Source organism: Zavarzinella formosa DSM 19928 (assembly GCF_000255705.1).
In the GTDB taxonomy this organism is placed as follows: Bacteria; Planctomycetota; Planctomycetia; order Gemmatales; family Gemmataceae; genus Zavarzinella; species Zavarzinella formosa.
In genome coordinates this window covers 1-2842 of the sequence record NZ_JH636460.1, presented here as the reverse complement: position 1 = coordinate 2842, position 2842 = coordinate 1, and the positions used below count along the sequence as shown (strand labels likewise).

The 2842-nt window shown below is 65.4% G+C and carries 1 protein-coding gene and 1 pseudogene; both read left to right on the top strand.

Annotation, left to right across the window (positions count from 1 at the left end):
- Positions 1–1411 (top strand): annotated as a pseudogene (locus BGIM_RS66335) (hypothetical protein); the annotation flags it as partial.
- A gap of 201 nt (positions 1412–1612) precedes the next feature.
- A partial coding sequence (locus tag BGIM_RS56560) for a beta propeller repeat protein (protein WP_040892488.1) occupies positions 1613–2842 on the top strand: 1230 nt, incomplete at its 3' end.

Genomic DNA, 2842 nt, shown 5'->3' with positions numbered 1-2842 from the left:
CCCGGCGAACAGCACGCTCGACATCCTCAAACGGGTGGCCGAGGACACGCCGCGGCCGATCCCGGAAGTCGCGCCCGAGACGCCGACATGGCTGTGCGACATCATCAACCGCCTGCATTCCAAGCGGCCGGAAGATCGCTTTGACACGGCGCAAGAGGTGGCGGACTTGCTGGCCCACTACTCGGCGGCTCCCCTTCCGGCGACGGATCTGGCCGCCACGCCGTCGCCCCGGCAAACGCCGGCGGTCAAACACCGTCGCCGCCTCCATCGGTGGGCCGCTGTCACGGCCGTGTCGCTAGCGTTTGCCGTCAGCCTCGGTTTCTCGGAGGCGGCCGGCGTCACCAACCTTCGCGGAGCGGTGATTCGTCTGGCCTCGGCGCAAGGGACATTGGTTGTCGAAGTGGATGACCCGACCGTAACGGTCGTGGTCGATGGCTCGGATCTGGTCATCACAGGGACGGGGGCCCAGGAAATTCGCCTGAAACCCGGCCTGCACACGGTCGAGGCCACCAAAAATGGCGAACTAGTGAGCCGGGAACTGATCGCCGTCGTGAAAGACGGCCGGCGGGTGGTGCGAGTCAGCCGCGAATCGGTTCCCCCGGCGACGACCGCCGATGAAACGGCCGGCCAGTCCGCGTGGGAACGGTCGGTCGCCGCCATGCCGGCGGTGGAGCAGGCGAAGGCGGTCGGCGCGCGGTTGAAGGAACTCAATCCGCTCTGCGACGGCGTCGTCGTCCCCGTTGTGGAGAACGATGAGGTCACCGGCCTCACGTTCCGCTCCGCTCACGTGACGGACATTTCGCCGATCCGGGCGTTGAAGAGCCTGCGGACACTCAACATTTCGGATTATCCCGAGTGCAACGGGTCGCTCGCGGACATCTCCCCCCTGCGGGGAATGTCGTTGACCAGCCTCGGATTGGCCGGCACCAATGTGTCAAACCTCTCGGCCCTCAAAGGGATGAAGTTGAAGTCATTACAGTTGATGTCCACGGGGGTGTCGGACCTGACGCCGCTGAAAGGCATGCCATTAGTGTCGCTGGACTTGTACCGATCGGACCGGGTGACCGACCTGAAGTCGTTGGAAGGCATGCCGCTGGAGTACTTGAATCTGACCTGCCTCCCCGTGTCCGACCTGTCCTCGCTCAAGGAAATGAAATCCTTGCGATACTTGATTTTGGAGCACGCACCGGTGTCCGACTTGGGCCCGCTGCGTGGGCTGCAACTGAAGTCCTTGCGAATTTACGGCTCGAAAGTGTCTGACTTCGAGCCGATCAAGGACTTGCCGCTCACGCATCTGGGCCTCGAATACCACGCCGGCCACCGGGAGTTCTTGAAATCCTTTTCGGGCTTGACTCACATCAACCTAAAGCCTGTCGCCGAATTCTGGAAGGAAATCGACGACATGAAGTAAGCCGACGACCCTCCGCCGGAATCGAGACGAGGGGCAACTGCCTCTGTGTCTCGTCCGGCGAAGTGACTGACCGCGTCCGAAATTTCGCCAAACCAGGTCGCGGTCGGTGACCCCGTGTCACCGACCGCGACTGCCGCCCGTCCCCGTCGCGCCGCCGGGGCCAGGGGAGCTGCGCGGCGTTTGCCACACAGGAGAGCTGCGATGAGCGTTAATCCCGAAGGTTCAAAGTGGTTCGGCCTCCGCACTGGTCGGCGCAAGAAGTCCTCGCCCCCCGCGCGAGGATCGCTTCGGATCGAGCAACTCGAAGACCGGATCACGCCGGCGATCAACGTGGGCGTGCCGCCCCTCCTCGACGCGCCCGAGTGGACGAATTTAGGCCCCACCCAGATCATCAACGGCCAATTGGGGACCGACGGCCTGTTGGGTAATCAACAGAACGCCGTCGCGGGGGCCGTGGTGGCGTTCGCCGTCGCGCCGCCCGACCCAACCCACCCGCACCCGGCCTTCGTCGCCACGACCAGCGCGGGCGTCTGGCAGACCGCCGACATCACGCAGACCGCGAAGGTGGACGTCAACCAAATCGACAACCCGGCCCTCCCGCCCGCGCCGGACGTGAGCAAGATGACGGCGAATACCGTGGCGGGGCGGGTGCTAAGCCCGACAGACCCGGCCCCGCTGGACATGGCCGTCTACAAGGTCACGTTCGTCGATGCCGCCGGCGTCGAGAGCAACGCCTCGCTGCCGGTCGCGTTCCCGGTGGCGAATATGCTCCGTCTGGGAAAAATCCCGACTGGCCCCGAGTTCGACGCGCCGATGGCGGCGCACAGCACGGTGCGCCGCAACATCTACCGGCTGGTCCCCTCCGCGCGTGATACGCCGGCGTACTACGGCTACGTCGGCACGGTCAATAATTTCCTCGGCTTGGGGTTCTCGGATTCGCCTGCCAACACCCCCGCCATGACGACGGCGCGGTGGGAGACGGTCCCCTCCCCGAAGTGGGTCGCGAAGACGGACAACTTCGCCTCGCTCGCGATGAGCGCGTTGACGGTCGACCCCGACAACTCCGTCGCGGCCGGCTACGTGGTCTATGCGGGGTCGGGGCAAGTAAGTTCCGCGGGAGGCTTGGGGGACGTCGGCCAGGGGTTGCTCGTCTCGGCCGACGGCGGGAATAACTGGTCTCAGATCACCAGTGACTCGCTGGCCGGCGTGACGATCACCGGGATTCAGGTCGGCAGCCGCAATGGCGTGAGCCGGACACTCGTCCTCTCGACCGACACCGGCATTTTTCTCGTCAACATCCCTGACATCCTGACGCCCGGCACGGCCACGGTCACCCGGCCGGCCGGCCCCTTGGCGGGCTCGGCCATTCTTTTGCCGGAAGCAGCGGTCAGCGACCTCGCGGCGATTCCGGCGTCGGTCGCTGGGCCCGCC